The organism is Pantoea sp. X-Soil-TKNS-1211 (assembly GCF_059730495.1).
In genome coordinates this window covers 2,696,036-2,714,114 of sequence record NZ_AP035953.1, presented here as the reverse complement: position 1 = coordinate 2,714,114, position 18,079 = coordinate 2,696,036, and the positions used below count along the sequence as shown (strand labels likewise).

Annotated in this window: 15 protein-coding genes; 14 read left to right on the top strand and 1 reads right to left on the bottom strand. The window is 55.5% G+C overall.

Annotated features, from left to right (window positions below; all coding sequences use genetic code 11):
- The first annotated feature begins 74 nt into the window (after window positions 1-74).
- The 11 genes from AC6I8W_RS12975 to ybiX all read left to right on the top strand — a co-directional run bounded on the left by AC6I8W_RS12975 (window position 75) and on the right by ybiX (window position 14,076).
- On the top strand, window positions 75-1,487 hold the full coding sequence (locus AC6I8W_RS12975) for an EmmdR/YeeO family multidrug/toxin efflux MATE transporter (protein WP_497835341.1): 1,413 nt from the start codon (window positions 75-77) through the stop codon (window positions 1,485-1,487).
- Window positions 1,488-1,733: 246 nt separating this feature from the next.
- The gene (locus AC6I8W_RS12970; RefSeq protein WP_497835340.1) at window positions 1,734-3,365 is read left to right on the top strand and encodes an ABC transporter ATP-binding protein; all 1,632 of its coding nucleotides are present in this window, start codon (window positions 1,734-1,736) and stop codon (window positions 3,363-3,365) included.
- A gap of 128 nt (window positions 3,366-3,493) precedes the next feature.
- The gene (locus tag AC6I8W_RS12965) at window positions 3,494-3,967 is read left to right on the top strand and encodes a MarR family winged helix-turn-helix transcriptional regulator (protein WP_497835339.1); all 474 of its coding nucleotides are present in this window, start codon (window positions 3,494-3,496) and stop codon (window positions 3,965-3,967) included.
- A 132-nt stretch (window positions 3,968-4,099) separates the two neighbouring features.
- Window positions 4,100-5,431: an NAD(P)/FAD-dependent oxidoreductase gene (locus tag AC6I8W_RS12960; RefSeq protein WP_497835338.1), complete on the top strand. Its 1,332-nt coding sequence runs from the start codon at window positions 4,100-4,102 to the stop codon at window positions 5,429-5,431.
- Between the two features lie 51 nt (window positions 5,432-5,482).
- A complete protein-coding gene (locus tag AC6I8W_RS12955) occupies window positions 5,483-7,165 on the top strand; it encodes a peptide ABC transporter substrate-binding protein (RefSeq protein ID WP_497835337.1) in 1,683 nt (560 codons plus the stop codon).
- A 54-nt stretch (window positions 7,166-7,219) separates the two neighbouring features.
- Window positions 7,220-8,170, top strand: a complete 951-nt coding sequence (locus AC6I8W_RS12950) for an ABC transporter permease (RefSeq protein WP_497835336.1) — start codon at window positions 7,220-7,222, stop codon at window positions 8,168-8,170.
- Window positions 8,171-8,179: 9 nt separating this feature from the next.
- Complete coding sequence (locus AC6I8W_RS12945) at window positions 8,180-9,064, top strand: ABC transporter permease (RefSeq protein ID WP_021182829.1); 885 nt, start codon at window positions 8,180-8,182, stop codon at window positions 9,062-9,064.
- Window positions 9,065-9,075: 11 nt separating this feature from the next.
- Window positions 9,076-10,398, top strand: a complete 1,323-nt coding sequence (locus AC6I8W_RS12940) for an NAD(P)/FAD-dependent oxidoreductase (RefSeq protein ID WP_497835335.1) — start codon at window positions 9,076-9,078, stop codon at window positions 10,396-10,398.
- Window positions 10,399-10,500: 102 nt separating this feature from the next.
- Entirely contained in the window at window positions 10,501-10,671 is a 171-nt protein-coding gene (locus AC6I8W_RS12935; protein ID WP_497835334.1) for a hypothetical protein, read from the top strand.
- 362 nt (window positions 10,672-11,033) lie between these two features.
- A complete protein-coding gene (locus AC6I8W_RS12930) occupies window positions 11,034-13,313 on the top strand; it encodes a catecholate siderophore receptor Fiu (protein WP_497835333.1) in 2,280 nt (759 codons plus the stop codon).
- An 85-nt stretch (window positions 13,314-13,398) separates the two neighbouring features.
- Complete coding sequence (gene ybiX / locus AC6I8W_RS12925; RefSeq protein ID WP_497835332.1) at window positions 13,399-14,076, top strand: PKHD-type hydroxylase YbiX; 678 nt, start codon at window positions 13,399-13,401, stop codon at window positions 14,074-14,076.
- 27 nt (window positions 14,077-14,103) lie between these two features.
- On the opposite strand, the gene AC6I8W_RS12920 is transcribed toward ybiX, so the two are convergent.
- Window positions 14,104-14,991: a LysR family transcriptional regulator gene (locus tag AC6I8W_RS12920; RefSeq protein ID WP_497835331.1), complete on the bottom strand. Its 888-nt coding sequence runs from the start codon at window positions 14,989-14,991 to the stop codon at window positions 14,104-14,106.
- Window positions 14,992-15,203: 212 nt separating this feature from the next.
- On the opposite strand from AC6I8W_RS12920, the gene AC6I8W_RS12915 reads away from it, so the two are divergent.
- The 3 genes from AC6I8W_RS12915 to AC6I8W_RS12905 are packed head-to-tail and all read left to right on the top strand — an operon-like array spanning window position 15,204 to window position 18,037.
- A complete protein-coding gene (locus AC6I8W_RS12915) occupies window positions 15,204-16,691 on the top strand; it encodes a UbiD family decarboxylase (protein WP_497835330.1) in 1,488 nt (495 codons plus the stop codon).
- A gap of 9 nt (window positions 16,692-16,700) precedes the next feature.
- Complete coding sequence (locus AC6I8W_RS12910; protein ID WP_497835329.1) at window positions 16,701-17,321, top strand: UbiX family flavin prenyltransferase; 621 nt, start codon at window positions 16,701-16,703, stop codon at window positions 17,319-17,321.
- On the top strand, window positions 17,318-18,037 hold the full coding sequence (locus AC6I8W_RS12905) for a DUF554 domain-containing protein (RefSeq protein ID WP_497835328.1): 720 nt from the start codon (window positions 17,318-17,320) through the stop codon (window positions 18,035-18,037). The genes AC6I8W_RS12910 and AC6I8W_RS12905 overlap by 4 nt, the downstream gene beginning before the upstream one ends.
- Window positions 18,038-18,079 lie beyond the last annotated feature (42 nt).

The window sequence follows — 18,079 nt, the reverse complement described above, 5'->3', positions numbered from 1 at the left end:
TAGCGTCCTATCATTATTATTCTTCTTGTCCAAAGTGATTTGGTATTCCCTTGCAAAATCCTGGCGTAGCAGTGATGCGGGCGATCAGAAATACGGCGTGGTATCCGAAACGCCGTTCTTATCGCACGCTGTTATGGCGTGAGATCACGCCGCTGGCCGTGCCCATCTTTATCGAAAACTTATGTGTGATGCTGATGGGCGTCCTGAGTACCTTCCTGGTCAGTTGGCTGGGTAAAGAAGCGATGGCGGGCGTAGGTCTGGCCGACAGCTTCAATATGGTGATCATCTCATTCTTTGCCGCTATCGATCTCGGCACCACGGTGGTGGTGGCGTTCAGCCTTGCCAAACGCAATGGCAAACGAGCGCGTGCGGCAACGCGCCAGTCGCTGGGATTGATGACGGTGCTGGCGTTTGTGCTGGTGATCGTCATTGAGATTTGGGGCCACCTGATCATTGATGTGATTGCCGGCAGCGCCGAACCCAAGGTTAAGGAGCTGGCGCTCAGTTACTTGCAAACCTCAGCCTGGAGCTATCCGGCGGCGGCGATTGCGCTGATTGGTAGCGGGGCGTTGCGTGGGGCGGGGAATACCAAGATCCCGATGCTGATTAACGGTGGGATGAACATCCTCAATATCATTATCAGCACCGTGTTGATTTATGGCTGTCTCGGCTGGGAAGGGTTGGGCTTTATTGGTGCCGGACTGGGGCTGACCATCTCACGTTATATCGGGGCGATTGCGGCAATTTATGTGTTGTATCTCGGCATCAATCCCGCACTGAAGATCTCCATCCAAAGCTACTTTCGCCGCTGGAATTACGGCATTTTGATGGAAGTGCTAAGCATCGGCGTACCGGCCAGTATCGAGTCGGTGCTGTTCAATGGCGGTAAGCTGTTGACGCAGATTTTTGTCGCCGGGATGGGCACCAACGAAATCGCCGGTAACTTTATCGCCTTCTCGATTGCGACGCTGATTAACCTGCCGGGCAACGCTTTAGGCTCTGCATCGACCATTATCACAGGTAAACGCCTCGGACGTAATCAGGTGATGCAGGCGGAACGGCAAATCAAGCATGTTTTCTGGCTGGCGATGATTGGCTTATGTAGCCTGGCGGCGATCACCGTGCCAATCGCCGGGTTGTTGGCGAAATTCTATACCCGCGACCCGGAGGTGATTACGGTGACCAAACACCTGATCTGGCTGAATGCCGCGTTTATGCCCATCTGGACCGCCTCCTGGGTGTTACCTGCCGGGCTGAAAGGGGCGCGTGATGCGCGTTACACCATGTATGTCTCGATGTTCAGCATGTGGGGCGCGCGCGTAGTGGCCGGTTATCTGCTCGGTATCGTGCTGGGCATGGGGGTGATTGGCGTGTGGCTCGGTATGTTCCTCGACTGGACGGTGCGCGGTATCTGCTTCTGGTGGCGTTTGACCAGTGGCAAATGGCTGAATAATTACCGCCGGATGATCGCCAAAAGCGGGGGGTAATTTTTGTTAACGACGCGCGATAAATCGCGCCGCTACAGTATGTGCTATCTTTTGTAGCGGCGCGATTTATCGCGCAGATTAGATGGATGCGAAATAAGTAAAACCTATTATTTATTCTCAACCTTTCTGTGTCATTTTCCCTTCTTAATTTAAAAAATCACATTCACCCTGCTGGTCAATTCCGTTATTTAACCGCTGGCTTCGATACTGAAAAAGTTATTTTTCTGTGCAACCAGGAGCGTCAATATGGAAAACCCTGACAACATCGCCCCATTATTTTCCGTGCGCCAACTTTCGGTGGCGCTGCCCGCCGGAATGGACCGTCGCTATGCGGTAGAAAATCTCAGCTTCGATCTGTGGCCGGGAGAAATCCTTTGTATTATTGGTGAGTCCGGTTCAGGCAAATCCGTCACGGCCCATGCCGCCATGGGCCTGTTACCCAAAGCCCTGCGCGTGCAGGGCGGCGAGATCCTGCTGCGAGGCACCAATCTACTGCAACAAACGCCGGAACAGCTGCGCCAACTGCAAGGGAAAACCCTCGCCATTATTTTTCAGGATCCTCTGTCGGCCCTCAATCCGTTGATGACCATCGGCGAGCAAATCGCCGAGGTGATGCTGGCGCATAACGTCGGCACTGCCGCCTCCCGCCAGCAAAAAGTGCTGGCGCTGCTGGAAGAGGTGGGACTGCCGGAACCCGCTAAAATTCAGCATCAACACCCATTTCGCCTCTCCGGTGGTCAGCGTCAGCGGGTGATGATCGCTATGGCGCTGGCGCTCGATCCCGATGTGTTGATTGCCGATGAACCCACCACCGCGCTCGATGTCACCACCCAGGCACAAATCCTGCGGCTGATTCGTGGTCTGCAACAGCGCAAGGCGATGAGCGTGATGTTTATTACCCACGATTTTGGCGTGGTGGAGGAGATTGCCGATCGGGTGATTGTGATGGAGAAGGGCCACATGGTGGAGTCCGGCCTGGCGCAGCAGGTGCTCAACGCACCGCAGCACCCCTATTCGCAGAAGCTGATTGCCGCCGTGCCTCGTATGCATGCGGGGGAAAAGGATGTGCGTAACACGCCGACCGTGTTGCAGGTGAAAAACCTGGTGAAAACCTACCGCAGCGAGGGGGGCTGGCTGAGTCGCAGCCGTGAAGTGAAGGCGCTTAACAACGTCAGCTTCAGCCTCAACAAGGGTGAAACCCTCGGGATTGTCGGTGAGTCCGGCTCGGGCAAATCGTCGCTCGGTCGGGTGCTGCTGAAACTGCTGGCGGCGGATAGCGGCGAAATCCTGTTTGACGGCCGTGATATCCAGCCGATGAAAGAGAACGAATTCCGCCCGCTGCGGCGCTATATCCAGATGATTTTTCAGGACCCGTTTGCCTCGCTCAATCCACGTCATACCATCGGCACTATCCTGTCTGCCGGGCCGCTGGCGTTGGGCGGCATGACGCCACTGGAGGTTGAACGCAAGGCAAAACAGCTGCTGCAACGAGTCGGACTGGATGCCAGTGCCTGGAACCGTTTTCCGCATGAATTTTCCGGTGGTCAGCGCCAGCGTATCGGTATTGCCCGCGCGCTGATGTTCGATCCGGTGTTGCTGGTGGCCGATGAGTCGGTGTCGGCGCTGGATGTGTCAATTCAGGCGCAGGTACTGGAATTGCTGCGCAGTATTCAGCAGCAAACTCAGGTGGCGATGATTTTTATCACCCACGATCTGCGTGTTGCCAGCCAGATTTGTGACCGCATCGCGGTGCTGTTTAAGGGCGAAATTGTGGAGCAGGGTACGCCACAGGCGGTGTTCCGTGAGCCGCAGCATCGCTATACCCAACAGTTGGTTAGCGCCATTCCCGGTCACGCTGAGGAACGGGTGATGTCTTAAGTGAAATTGGAAAAAGCTATGACAAAAGTCGTTGTCATTGTCCACTATTTTACCAATACTGGATGAAAGTTAGCACTGCCCTAATCCCTTCTTCTGAGACGTTTTTTTTCAGTTATGTGGAGCGCAGAATGACAAAACCAGCCGCACCTGCCGTTCCGCAACAGGCCACCGACGTGGATTTGGGACCGTTGGGTAATATGCTGAGTTTTTACATTCGCAGCATCAATATCGCCGTGTCGCGCGACCTCGACCAGCAACTCGCCGGACTTGAAGTGGCGCGCGGCACCGGCAAAATCAGCACCCTGCTGGTGGTGGACCGCCACCCCGGTATTCGGCCCTCGGTGATTGCCGATGTAATCCAGCGCGACCGTTCTGCCATGGCGCGCCTGATCGACCAGATGGAACAACAACAGTTACTGATGCGTGAAGCTGACCACAGCGATAACCGCTCCCAGGCGTTGTTTCTTACCGAACATGGCCAGGCACTGGCACAACGCGTGCGCGAATTGGCACAGCAACAGGAAGATCGTTTTTTTCAACGGTTGACGGCGAGAGAAAAACAGACCGTCATTCGGTTATTAAAAAAAGTCTTACAGCCGTAACGCAGTAATAAAATCGGATGGTAACGGTGGGTGATAAATTAATTTCGCCCGCGCGGTGAGCTGTTGCCGAAATATTACTGCTTGCGGCTGATGTCGGAAATAAATAACTGCCAATAACCCGTGGGAATAATTATGCCAGGTCCGTTTGTAGTACCCGTGCACGGCGATGTGACATTACCGGAAAAAGTCGATGTAGTGGTGATTGGCGGCGGCATTATTGGTTGCGCCACCGCGCTGGAGATTGCTGAACAAGGCGTCAGTGTCGCGCTGTGCGAAAAGGGCGGCATTGGTCATGAGCAGTCGAGCCGTAACTGGGGTTGGGTACGGCTGGCTCGCCGCGATCCGCGTGAAGTGCCGTTGATGGCGGAATCGCTGCGACTCTGGCAGCAGCTGGATCAACGTTTACAAGCGGATACCGGTTATCAGCGCGCGGGCATTACCTTTAACTGCGCCAACGACCGGGAATTCAGTGAACTGCAAAACTGGTCACGCCATATGGATGGCACCGGTTTTCGTGCTGAGATGCTGGATCGTGACGGGGTCGAAAAACTGTTTCCCGGCCATAAAGTGCAGGGCGTTGGCGCGCTCTATACCCCGGATGATGGTCGTGCCGAGCCGCAGAAAGCCGCTCCGGCCATCGCCGAAGCGGCGCGTCGCCACGGTGCCCATATTCTGACGGAGTGCGCAGTACGCGGTATTGAAACCAGCGGTGGACGGATTTCCGGGGTGGTTACCGAACGAGGGGCGCTCGCCTGTCACAGCGTGGTGCTGGCGGGTGGGGCCTGGTCCGGGTTGATGGCGCAACGTTTTGGTCTGCTTCTGCCACAACTTAAAGTATTAAACAGCGTGGTGCGCACCGCGCCACTGCCCGGCGGGCCGGAAGCGGCATTCTGGACGCGCGATTTCGCCATTCGCAAACGCCAGGACGGCGGCTACTCCATCGCCTCCGGGCATGAAAGCGAAGTGGATATCGTGCCAGACAGCTTCCGTTTTGCCCGCAACTTCCTGCCTGCGCTGCGGCATGAGTGGGGATCGCTGCGGCTGCGGCTGACCGGACGCTTCTATGACGAGTGGCGTATGGCGCGCCACTGGCATCTGGATGAACCCAGCCCATTTGAGTACTGCCGCGTGCTCGATCTGCCGCCGTCGAAAAAACTCACCAACAAAGTGCTGGAGCAACTCAAGCAGCAAATACCCGCGCTGGCCGGACTCAAGGTGGCACAACGCTGGGGCGGATGCATTGATGTGCTGCCTGACGCCATTCCGGTGATTTCCCATATTGACCGCTACCCCGGCCTGGTGATGGCGACCGGTTTCTCCGGCCACGGTTTTGGTATTGGTCCGGGAGCCGGACGCCTCACCGCCGATCTGGTGCTGAACCGCACCCCGGTGGTGGACCCGAAAGCGTTCCGTTTTTCACGTTTCACTGATGGTTCGAAGATTGAAATTATGACCGGCTACTAACTCTTATTGCCGCAGCGCGGCGTTGTGTTTCTGTTCACCTGAGGAAAAACGATGAGCGATAAGTTTGCAGATTCCCTGCCAAAAATTTCCCGTCGGCAGGCGCTGGTGTATCTGGCCTCCGGCACCGCCGCAATGGCGCTGCCGGGGTTGTTTGGCAGTACTGTTGCGCGCGCGGCAATGACCGGAGCAGCCGGGAGCGGTGGACAGATGGTGGTGGGGTTCTCGCAAGAACCGACGGTGTTCAACCCGTTGATGCCGCATATCGAGGTGGATGACGGTCTGCATTTCAGCCTGTTTGACCCGCTGTTCGGCGTGGATGAGAAAGGTAACTTCACCCCGGCACTGGCAACCGAAGTACCGACGCAGGCTAATGGCGGTATCTCGGCCGATGGCCTGAATTTCCATCTCAAACTGCGCGAGGGGGTGAAGTGGCACGATGGGCAGCCGTTTACCGCCGAAGATGTGAAATTCACCCTCGAATTATTGGTGGACCCCAATTTCCGCAGTTGGAGCCGCTCTGGTCATGAGCTGGTGCGTGATATCACCGTGGTCTCTCCGACTGAGATCAAATGGCGGATGGAGAAACCCTATTCGCCATACACCTCAATCCTTGCCGCTACCTTCATCATTCCGAAACACGGTTTTGCCAACGTACAGGACAAAAACACCGCGCCGTTTAACAGTGCGCCGATCGGCACCGGACCGTTCAAATGGCAGGAGCGGGTGCCGGGCGACCATATTGAACTGACTGCCAACAAAGATTACTACGGCGATGGACCGAAACTGGATCGCCTGATTTATAAGTACATCCCGGACCTCAACGTGATGTATACGCAATTTGTGTCTGGCGATATTGATATCGCCGGGTTGCAGTGGATTTCAGCCGACCACTACGACGAGGCGAAAAAACTGCCGGGTAAAGTGGTGGATGTGTTCCAGAGTGCCACCATCGAGAACTTTGCTTTTAACCTCGCCCGCCCCCAATTCCAGGACCCGGCAGTGCGTGAGGCGTTGTATTACGCCATTGATAAACAAACCATTATTGATGCGCTTTATTACGGGCTGCCGAAAGCGACCGAAACCTATATGCCGCGCCAGTCGGCCTATTTCAACGCCGATCTACCGGCGCACGAATTCAACCTCGATAAAGCCAAAGCCTTGCTGGATAAAGCGGGCTGGAAACCGGGTGCGGGTGGTATCCGCGAGAAGAATGGCGTCAAATTGTCGTTTACCAACTCCACTACCGCGGGCAACCATCTGCGTGAACAGATGCAGCAGTTTATGCAGCAAAGCTTCCAGGAGATCGGTGTGGAGATGAAGATTGCCAACCTGCCGCCAGCGGTGATGTGGGGGGATTACTGGATGCTGTCGAAATTCGACAGCGCGATTGTTGGCCTGAATTACCTCACCGGTTCCGATCCCGACACCGCCACCTATATGCGTTCTGATGCCATCCCGGCGCAGGGTGGGGCGGGGCAGAACGTGTTTCAGTACAAGAATCCCGAGGTCGATAAACTGCTGGCGCAGGGTAGTGCCGAGTTCGCGCCAGAGCAACGCAAAGCGGCGTATCTGCAAATCCAGTCGCTGGTGCGTAAGGACATGCCTTTCCTGACGTTGTTCAGCTTTGCCAACGTGCGCGGCCACAAGCAGGGTGCGGAGAACATCACGCCCAACATCAACGTGCGTATCGACAGCTGGAACGCCAACACCTGGTACTGGGATAAGCAAGCCTGATGCCATTCACAAGGTGCGTGACGCGCGGTCAGCGTCACGCCGGGGAGGAGAGCCATGGGCGCATTTCTGTTACGACGTTGCGGTCAAAGTATCATTCTATTGTTCCTGGTATCGATTATCGGTTTTGCCGCACTCAATCTGGCACCCGGCGGACCGTTGTCGCAATACGCCTTAACGCCGGGAATGACTCAGGAGGCGATGCAACGTATCGCCACGCAAATGGGGCTGAACCGACCGTTGCCGGTGCAATATTTCGACTGGCTCAGCCATCTGCTGCGCGGTGATTGGGGGCGTTCCTATCGCGACGGCCAGCCGGTACTGAACATTATTTTTTCTCATCTGCCCGCGACCTTGCTGTTGATGTGCACCTCGATGGTGTTCTCGATCGCCATCGGTGTGTGGATCGGAATTCAGAGCGCCATCAAGCGCGACAGCCTGTTTGATCGCTTTGCCACCATGGGAGCGATGGTGGCGCTATCGATTCCGACTTTCTGGTTCGGACTGGTGGCGATCTACTTTTTTGCTCTGAAGCTGCAATGGCTACCCGCCGGGAACATGTACACGGTGGGCGATGGATCGTTACTGGATGTGCTGCGTCATCTGGTGTTGCCAGTACTGGTACTGACTTTTGTCGATGTGGCGATCTGGAGCCGTTATATGCGCACTGCCACGCTGGAAGTGATCAATCAGGATTTCATCAAAACCGCGCGTGCTAAAGGGGTGTCACCACGTCGCGTGTTACTGAAGCACGTGGTGGGCAATGCGCTGTTACCGATGATCACCCTCGCCGGGATGCAGCTGCCGACCATCCTGGGCGGCGCGCTGGTGGCGGAGACGGTGTTTACCTGGCCGGGTATGGGGCGTCTGTTTCTCGATAGCCTCGGCTATAGCGATTATCCGGTGGTGATGGGTTTGTTGATGTGCTCGGCGATTCTGGTGCTGATTGGCAACCTGTTGGCGGATGTGATTACCGCGCTGGTCGATCCTCGTATTCGCCCTGCTTAAGGAGGCAAGATGGCATCTTCTGTGATTACGCCGCCAGTAACACCGGTGCGCTGGCTACGCAACCGTACGCTACAACGCTTTGTGCGCCATAAACTGGCCTGCGCCAGTCTGCTGCTGATTATCCTGATGGCACTGGCCTGTGCCTTTGGCCCGTCACTGCTACCGTTTGACGATTTACATATCGATCTGCGCGCGCGTTTTGCACCGCCGTTGACCGGCTGGCACTGGCTGGGCACCGATCCACTGGGGCGTGATTTACTGGCACGCCTGTTGATGGCCGGGCGCATTTCGCTGCTGGTCGGTTTCTTTGCCATGGTGCTCAGCATCATGCTGGGGACGCTGGTCGGCATTGTGGCCGGTTACTACGGTGGCCGCGTTGGTGCCGTGCTGATGCGTATCGTCGATGCGTTTCTGGCCTTTCCCAGCGTGTTTCTGTTGCTGGCGCTGGCGGCATTTATCAAGCCGGACCCGGCGATGATCACGGTAATTATCGCCGTGACCAGTTGGATGGAGGTGGCGCGTATTGTGGAGGCCGAAGTACGTTCGCTGCGTGAGCGCGAATATATCCTGGCGGCGCGCATGCTGGGGCTTTCCGGGCGCTGGATTATGTTCCGGGAACTGCTGCCAAATGTGGTCGGGCCAATTATCGTCGCGGCGACGCTGACGGTGGCGCGCGCCATCCTGCTGGAAGCCTATATCAGCTTTCTTGGTTACGGTATCCAGCCGCCGTTGCCCAGTTGGGGCAATATGCTGAACGGCGCGCAGCAGTACCTGATCCGTGCGCCCTGGCTGGCGCTGGTGCCAGGCATAGCCATCACACTGGCGGTGACCTGCTTTAACTTCATTGGTGATGGGCTGCGTGATGCACTGGATGCCCGTAGCGACAAAGAGTGAGGTGATGCGCAATGGCCCGATTCTCCCCATTTGAAGATTCGCTGTGGTTTGCCACGGCGGCAGCCGCACCTGATTTGCCGTTTTTGCAGGGAGAACATCGCGCCGATGTGTGCGTGGTGGGCGGCGGCTACACCGGGCTGACCACCGCGCTGACGCTGGCTAAGCAAGGGGTGAAAGTCATTCTGCTGGAAGCACAGCAGGCGGGTTTTGGCGGTTCCGGGCGTAATGCCGGGCACTGTACCCCCACCTTCACCCATTTCTCGCTGCCGGAACTGCGTCGCTTGCTGGGCGAACCCTGGGCCGAACGGTTAATTCGGCGTCAGACCCAGGCCAATCACCAGGTCAGCGCGATGATTCGCGATTACCAGATTGATTGTGAATGGCAACAGAACGGCTATCTCCAGGCGGCGGCGCGCCCCGGAGCCATGAAGTTGATCGAGGAGAAAGCGCGCCAGTACAACGCGGTCGGGGCACATACCGAAGCTGTGGATGCCGCCCAGGCAGAGCGCATCAGCGGCAGCCCACGTTTCTATGGTGGCTGGTTTCATCATGAAGGGGGGCATCTCAACCCGCTCGGCTATGCGCGCGGCCTGGCGCGGGCAGTGGGGCAGGAGGGCGGGGAAGTCTATTGTGCCTCTCCGGTTAGTGAGGTGAAAAAGCAAGGGAATAGATGGCAGGTGACTACGCCACAGGGCCATGTGTTGGCAGACAAAGTCATTTTCGCCACCGGGGCTTACACCGTGGCAGGATGGCCACAGTTGGAGCAGAGTTTTCGCATTATGCGGGTGTTTGTCGCGGCGACTCAGCCGCTGGATGCGGCGTTGCGCAGCAAGGTATTGCCTCTAAACACCACCATTCATGATGGACGTGGTGATATCTATGTCTACAAATATAACCAGCAAGGGCGCATCGTCGCATCCATGTTCCCGATGGGACGGCGCGGGCGTGAGATGAATTATACCTGGCAGGTGATGAGTGATCGTCTGCGCTGGCTGCATCCGGCCATCGATCAGCCGCTGCGCTGGGACTATTTCTGGTACGGCGAGCTGGATATGCAGCAACGCACCATTCCACGTTTGTATCAACTGGCACCTGGCGTGGTAGCGCTGACGGGCCTCTCCGGGCGAGGCGTACCAACCGGCAGTATGTTGGGCGGTATTCTGGCCGAGTGGGCGCTGGAGCTGCCAGAGAGCGAGCTGGCGCTGAAGATTGAGCCGTTGCATAAAGCGCCATTCTGGATGGGCTTTGGTCCGCAACTGACGCTGCGTTATTACCGCGCGCGGGACTGGCTGCGTTGCCGCATCGAAGGTGCAGCGCTACCACCCCATGCCTGACGTTATATGCAATTTGTAGCAATTGAGTGCAGAACTTCTTGTTTTGGTTATATGGCGGATTGCGCTTAACTGACAGGGTCAAACATTTCTGGAGAACTGCCGATGAAAAAGTTACTGCTCCTGTGGTTCAAGCGTCTGGTGGAGCCGCAGTCTACGACAACGGTTGAAGAGAGTGAGGTGGATTTCAACAAACATATTGAGCTATTGATCCCGATAAGCCAGCTGTATGGCATTGAATTTCACCCAACGGTTTACCGTTACTATGAAAGATGAACGCTTCCATCTGGTGATGCGTTACAGCTACTGGAATGAGCTGTGCGTGTTGGGCCGTGCGCGATAAATCGGGCCGCTACGTATCGCTCGAAACCGTAGCTGCGCGATTTATCGCGCTTTTTTTTGCTCCATTTCTGACGAATTTCTGCACATTGTTTAAATAATTCTTACAAACCCTCCGCATTTCCTTCAATTGTATTGAATTCGTAATGATAGCGTAAAGAAATGTGTTTCCTTACCGTTGCGCTCGTGCAAAAATACGAAAGTAAATGATAACCATTCTTCTTATCATTTGAGGTGCGGGCCATTTTGTACGGCCCGTTGTGCGCGTCAATAACTACAACGAACCCACACTTCTTAAAATGGATAAAAATCGCAACCTGCCGTTTGGTAGCTTTAACTCGCTGACCTTGTTTACCGGGCTGTGTATCGGGATCTCTCCAGCCGCCGCACTGGCCGCTGACAACACCACTAAAAAGAACGACGATACCCTGGTGGTGGAGGCGCAAACGCCGTCACTCTATTCACCAGGCGTTTCCGCCGATCCTAAATTTACCCAGCCGCTGGTGGATACCACCCGTACCATCACGGTGATCCCTGATCAGGTGATGAAAGATCAGGGCGTGAATAACCTGACCGATGCGCTGAAAAACGTGCCGGGCGTCGGGGCGTTTTATGCTGGAGAAAACGGCAGCTCGTCGACCGGTGATGCAGTGTATATGCGCGGTATGGATACCTCGAACAGCATCTATGTCGATGGTATCCGTGATATCGGCAGCGTGACCCGTGACACCTTCAACACCGAGCAGGTGGAAGTGATCAAAGGCCCTTCAGGCACTGACTATGGCCGCAGCGCTCCGTCTGGCTCCATCAATATGATCAGCAAACAGCCGCGCCTTGATACTGGTCTGGATGCGTCGGTCAGCGTGGGTAGCGCCTGGATGCGTCGCGGTACGCTGGATTACAACCAGGCGATCAGCGATAACGCCGCGTTCCGCCTCAATCTGATGGGTGAAAAAACCCATGATGCCGGTCGCGATAATATCCAGAATGAACGTTATGGCGTGGCACCGTCGTTGGCATTTGGCCTCGATACCTCCACCCGCCTGTACCTCAATTATCTGCACGTTCACCAGAACAACACCCCGGACGGCGGCATTCCGACCATCGGGCTGCCGGGCTACTCTTCACCAACCGCAGCCTCCTCTGCGCTGAATACGTCCGGCAAGGTAGCGACCAGTAACTACTACGGCACCGATTCAGATTTCGACAAATCCACCACCGATACCGTGACCATGCGTTTCGAGCATGATTTGTCGGATAACACCACCATCCGCAACACCACGCGCTGGTCGCGGGTGAAGCAGGAGTATTTGCTGACGGCGGTGATGGGTAGCACCATTGGTATGCCGAACCCGAACGATGTGAACACCTGGACCTGGACACGTAACGTCAACCTGAAAGATGTCAGTAACCGCATCCTGACCAACCAGACCAATATCACCTCGAAGTTCTATACCGGTTCAGTCGGGCATGATGTCAGCGCCGGGGTCGAGTTTACCCGTGAAAATCAGACCAACTACGGCGTCACCCCGATCACCGCGCCTGTCGTGAATATCTACCATCCGATCAGCGACATTTCGCTGGGTGGGTTGAACCGTAACGGCGCTAACGCTAACGGCCAGACCGATACCTTTGGTATTTACGCCTTCGATACCCTGGCGATCACCAAAAACTTTGAGCTGAACGGTGGCATTCGTCTCGACAACTATCACACCGACTATGACAGCGCTACCGCTTGTGGCGGCACCGGGCGCGGTGCGCTGGCCTGTCCGGCGGGCGTGGCGACCGGTACGCCAGTTACCACTGTCGATACCGCGAAATCGGGCAATCTGGTCAACTGGAAAGCGGGTGCCCTGTATCGCCTGACCGAGCATGGCAACGTCTATGTTAACTATGCCATCTCCCAGCAACCGCCGGGTGGCAGCAACTTCGCGCTGGCAGCGGGTGGCTCCGGTAACAGCGCCAACCGTACCGATTTCAAACCGCAGAAAGCCAAATCCAGCGAAGTGGGCACCAAGTGGGAAGTACTGGATAAACGTCTGCTGTTGAATGCAGCGCTGTTCCGTACCGATATTGAGAACGAAGTGACCGCCAATGACGATGGCACTTACTCGCAATACGGTAAGAAACGCGTTGAAGGTTATGAGCTGTCGGCCACCGGTAATATTACCCCGGACTGGCAGGTGATCGCCGGTTATACCCTGCAACATGCTTCTGTCACCGAAGGTGCCAATGTGGCGCAGGACGGATCCTCCGCGCTGGCGTATACGCCAAAACATGCTTTCACGTTGTGGACCAACTACCAGGCCACCGATGCGCTTTCCGTGGGGGCCGGTACGCGTTATGTTGGCAGCCTGCGTCGCGGAAGCGATGGTGCTGTGGGCACGCCAGACCACACCGAAGGTTACTGGGTGGCAGACGCGAAGCTGGGCTATAAGGTGAACAACAATCTTGATTTGCAGCTTAACGTATACAACGTTTTCGACACCAACTATGTTGCCTCCATCAACAAAAGTGGTTACCGCTACCATCCGGGTGAGCCACGTACTTTCCTGTTGACGGCCAACGTGCATTTCTAACTGGCTGTAGCGGCGCGATTTATCGCGCGATGAATCGCGCCGCTACGTATGTGCTAATCCCACGTTTTTGAGAGAGAACAACGCGATGATGTATCACATTCCTGCCGTGCTGACGCCGGAAGAGGTCGCCAGCTTTACCACGCTGCTGCAACAGGCCGAGTGGGTGGATGGTCGGGTGACGGTCGGCAGTCAGGGTGCCACGGTGAAAAATAACCAGCAGATCGACACCCGCACCCCGCTGTATGATCGGTTGCAGGCGGCGGTGTTGCAGGCGTTGAACAACAACCCGCTGTTCTTTTCTGCCGCGCTACCGCGCAGCATCTCCACGCCGCTGTTTAATCGTTATGAGCAGGGGGAAACCTACGGTTTTCATGTTGATGGCGCGGTACGTCACAACGGCGCGGCGGGCTGGATGCGTACCGATCTTTCCGCCACGCTGTTTCTGTGCGAGCCAGAGAGCTATGACGGTGGTGAACTGGTGATTGAAGATACCTACGGTCAGCACAAGGTCAAACTGCCAGCCGGGCATCTGGTGCTGTATCCCTCCAGCAGCCTGCACTGCGTGACACCAGTGACACGTGGCGCACGTGTCGCATCATTCCTGTGGATTCAGTCGATGGTGCGTGATGACAAACAACGCGCGATGTTGTTTGAGCTGGACCGTAATATTCAGAGCCTGAAAACGCGTCATGGCGACAGTGAAGAATTGCTGTCGCTGCTGAATATGTATCACAACTTGCTTCGTGGCTGGACCGAGGTGTAGCGGTGCGATTTATCGCGCTGTGGGGGGCTATTGTGTCAGTTCACGCGCATAAGCAATAAAGTCGTGTAACGCTTTATTCGTCACCTGTCGCTGCCAGCTCATAGTCAGCGTCGAGGTGGCATGCTGATCCTGTAAAAAACAGTAGGCCACATCCGGTATCATCACCGAACGTTGGGTTTCAGGCACCAGCGTCACCCCCATCCCCATCGACACCAGACCGATTGCCACCGAGACATCACGCGTTGGCTGAATCTTTTGCGGCACAAATCCCGCCTGCTGACAGGCGTGCAGCGCCGACCAGCCGAGTCCCACTCCTGGCGGATCTTCCTGCATCAAAAAAGGCTCAGCGGCGAGTTGTGACAGCGCAATGCGCGGTTGGGAAGCCAGCACATGGCTGCGTGGTAACACGGCAATCAACGGGCGGGTGGCGAGATCGAGATATTCCAGATGATCATATCGTGGCACCGGTGAGCGAACCAGGGCGATATCTATTTGATTAGTTAACAGAAGTGTAAGTTGTTCGTGAACATTGCGTTCTTCTATCACGATATCAATGCCCGGTTTACGCTGACGATAACCATTAATTAACAGCGTGAGCGCCGGATCGAGTATCGAAGAACCGACATAGCCGAGCTTAATCTGCCCACGATAACCCAGCCGTAGACTGCGCGCGTTTTCGCGAAACTTCGCGTAATGACTGGAAGCGATGCGCGCCTCTTCCACCAGTTGTTCGCCCTCAAACGTCAGCGCCACATGCCGCCGGTCGCGGGTAAACAGTGCGAAGTCCAACTCCTTTTCCAGCGCCTTGATGTACTGGCTCAGCGCCGGTTGAGCGATGTTCAGACGCAGTGCCGCCCTACCAAAATGCAACTCCTCTGCCAGTACCACAAAGGCGTGTAAATGTCGGTAATCCATCAATGTCCTCCTGATTTTTACTGATAATAACTCTTTATCAAAACGCCATGTATTATTATTGGACTCTTATCAGTGTTCCTCTAAAACTGTGGGGGCAACGACGGGAGGTGCCGGTTCTATGCCACTGAATTCGCACCTGTTGTTCTCAAGGTGTGCCAGCGTCTGTCTGCGCCGATGCATCACCGATTACCACGACGAAGAGGGACATTGTGATGTCTGAGAAGCAAATAAAAGTCACCGATTTACGTTCCGCACTGGAAGTATTAAGCCAGTACGATGATGAATTGATTTACACCGATGAACCTGTAGATCCGATCGCGGAATTATCCGGGGTGTACCGTTATGTCGGTGCACACGGCACGGTAAAACGTCCAACGCAAATCGGCCCGGCGATGATTTTTAACAAAATCAAAGGCTACAACGATATGCGTGTGCTTATCGGTCTGCTGTCATCGCGTAAACGCGTGGCACGCCTGTTTGGCACCACACCAGAAAACCTGGCATTTATGCTGAAGGATTCCGTCGCTAACCCCATCGCACCGATTGTCATTCCGCGTGAAAAAGCGGTATCTCAGGAAGTGGTGCACCTTGCCAGCGACCCGGACTTCGATATCCTGAAAATCTTGCCTGCTCCAACCAACACCCCGGAAGATGCCGGTCCTTATTTCACCCTCGGTATGTGCTACGCCGCCGATCCGGAAACCGGTGAGCACGATGTCACCATTCACCGCCTGTGCGTGCAGAGCAAAGACGAAATCTCGATGTATTTCGTACCTGGCCGTCATCTTGATACTTTCCGCCAGAAAGCGGAAGCGGCGGGTAAACCGTTGCCCATCTCTATCAGCATCGGTGTCGATCCGGCGATTGAGATTGGTGCCTGTTTTGAGCCACCAACAACCCCGCTGGGTTTTGATGAATTGTCCATCGCCGGTAGCCTGCGTAACCAGGCGGTTGAATTAGCCGAATGTCTGACCGTGAAGGCCCGCGCTATCGCCAATGCGGAAGTGGTGATTGAAGGTGAGTTGCTGCCAGGCGTGCGTGTGCGTGAAGACCAGAACACCAATTCCGGCAAAGCGATGCCAGAATTCCCCGGTTATACCGGTGCGGCACAGGCTCAGGTGCCGGTGATTAAAGTTAAAGCGATCACCCATCGTCGTTCACCGATTCTGCAAACCTGTATCGGCCCAAGCGATGAACACACCAATATGGCGGGTATCCCGACCGAAGCCAGTATCTTGCAGATGGTGGAACGTGCGCTGCCCGGCTTTGTGCAGACCGTGCACTGCCCAACGCCAGGCACCGGCAAGTATCTGGCGGTATTGCAGGTGAAAAAACGTACCCCGGCGGATGAAGGCCGTCAGCGTCAGGCAGCACTGTTGGCGTTCTCCGCCTTCTCTGAGTTGAAACATGTGATGCTGGTGGATGAAGACGTTGATGTATTCGATATCAACGATGTGGTCTGGGCGATGACGACCCGTTACCAGGGTGATGTCGATACCGTGTTTATTCCAGGCGTGCGCTGCCATCCGCTCGATCCATCATCGGACCCAGCCTATAGCCCGTCAGTACGTGATCATGGTATTGCCTGCAAAACCATTTTCGACTGCACCGTGCCTTATCACCTGAAAGCCAATTTCCACCGCAGCGAATTCCTCGAAGTGGATGTGAATCGCTTTATCCCAGGTTTTAACCAGAAATAAGGAGGCAGCATGTCAGGGTCTGTGATTCGAACCAACAGTAAACCACGGGTGATTGTTGGCATTAGTGGTGCGTCCGGTTTCTCCTATGGCGTACAGGCTTTACGTTATTTACGTCAGTTGGAGGTGGAGAGCCATTTGGTGATCTCCCCGGCCGGGCACCTCAATCGCGAACATGAAACCCATCTTTCCGCTGAAGATGTCGCGGAGATGGCCGATGTGGTTTATCCCATCCGTGCGGTAGGGGCGGCGATTGCCAGTGGATCGTTCCGCACCCTCGGCATGTTGGTGGCACCCTGTTCGATGCATACCCTGGCGGCTATTGCCAATGGCCTGACCGATAATCTGCTGACGCGTGCAGCCGATGTGGTGTTAAAAGAACGCCGTCGCCTGGTCTTAATGGTGCGGGAAACCCCGCTCCATCTCGGACATATCCGTAATATGCAACAGGCGACGGAGTCCGGTGCGATTGTGTTTCCGCCGGTGCCTGCGCTCTACGCCAGGCCGCAAAGTGTTGAAGAGATTATTGCACACAGCGTGGCACGTGCCCTGGGGCTGATGGATCTGGATTGTGCCGATCTGCCGCGCTGGGGGGAAGACGTGACGTTAATGACCAGGAGTAATAAATCGTGATTATTGGACCCTATATCAATGGCTCTGCCGTACTGATCGGCGGCATTGTCGGTGCGTTGCTCAGTTCGCGTCTGCCGGAACGTATCAGAACCTCCATGCCGCTGATCTTCGGCGCGGCCTCCATGTGTATGGGGATTGTGCTGGTGGTGAAAGTCAGCCACATGCCGGTGATGGTGCTGTCGGTAATCCTCGGCGCACTGCTGGGGGAACTGTGCTATCTGGAAAAAGGTATCGGCAAGCTGGGCAGTAAAGCGCGTGGTCTGGTGGAGATGTTCGTCAGTTCGGGTGAACAGGATCAGGAGTCACAGGAGCAGTTTCTGCAAAGTTATGTGGCGATTATCGTGTTGTTTTGTGCCAGCGGTACCGGGATTTTTGGCTCGATGCATGAAGGGATGACCGGTGACACCAGCGTACTGATCGCCAAATCATTCCTTGATCTGTTCACCGCTGCGATTTTTGCCACATCGCTCGGCTTTGCGGTGGCGGTGGTGGCCGTTCCTCAGCTGATCATCCAGTTGTTACTCGCCTATGGCGCGGTGTTTATTCTGCCGTTAACCACACCTGCCATGCAGGCGGATTTCTCGGCGGTGGGTGGCGTATTAATGTTCGCAACGGGCTTTAGAATTTGCGGCATTAAAATCTTCCCGGTCGCCAATATGCTCCCTGCATTGGTGCTGGCGATGCCAATCTCTTCTTTATGGAGCAGCTTCTTTTAATTCTGGAGGTAAAAACAATTAAATTGGGGATGGAAAGTTATT